We start from the raw sequence: 599 nt of genomic DNA on the forward strand, positions 1-599 counted from the left end.
CGATGGTGGATGGTATCAATAAAGTTCCACCGATAGTCAAGAAAGTCGCCGAGCTTGGTATGCCTGCCATGGCTTTAACTGACTTCACCAACTTATGTGGTTTGGTGAAGTTTTATGGCACAGCGCATGGCTCCGGCGTTAAACCGATCATCGGTGCAGATTTCAAAATGCAATCTGATGAATTTGGTGAAGAACTGACCCAGCTGACAGTACTTGCTGCCGACAATGCAGGTTACAAGAACCTCACGTTACTGATTTCCAAAGCGTACTTACGTGGCCACGTTCAGCACCAACCTGTGATTGATAGGACGTGGCTGGCCGAGATGTCAGAAGGCTTAATCGTCCTCTCTGGCGCTAAAAATGGCGATATCGGCAAAGCGCTGCTTAAAGGTAACCGTAAACTGGTTGAAAGCTGTGTAGAGTTTTACAAACAGCATTTCCCGGACCGTTTCTATCTAGAATTGATTCGTACAGGCCGTCCGGATGAAGAGACGTACTTGCACTTTGCCATCGATCTCGCTGAGCAACATGACTTGCCCGTGGTCGCGACAAACGAAGTGGTTTTCCTAAGTGCAGACCTTTTCGATGCGCATGAGATT

General features: G+C 47.9%; 1 protein-coding gene. It reads left to right on the top strand.

Going from position 1 to position 599, the window contains the following annotated elements:
• Positions 1 to 2: 2 nt before the first annotated feature.
• Positions 3 to 599, top strand: a 597-nt coding sequence (locus R7Z47_RS25795; protein WP_318130888.1) for a PHP domain-containing protein, incomplete at its 3' end; no start/stop codon positions are given.

Source organism: Vibrio sp. 1641, assembly GCF_033339995.1.
In the GTDB taxonomy this organism is placed as follows: Bacteria; Pseudomonadota; Gammaproteobacteria; order Enterobacterales; family Vibrionaceae; genus Vibrio; species Vibrio alginolyticus.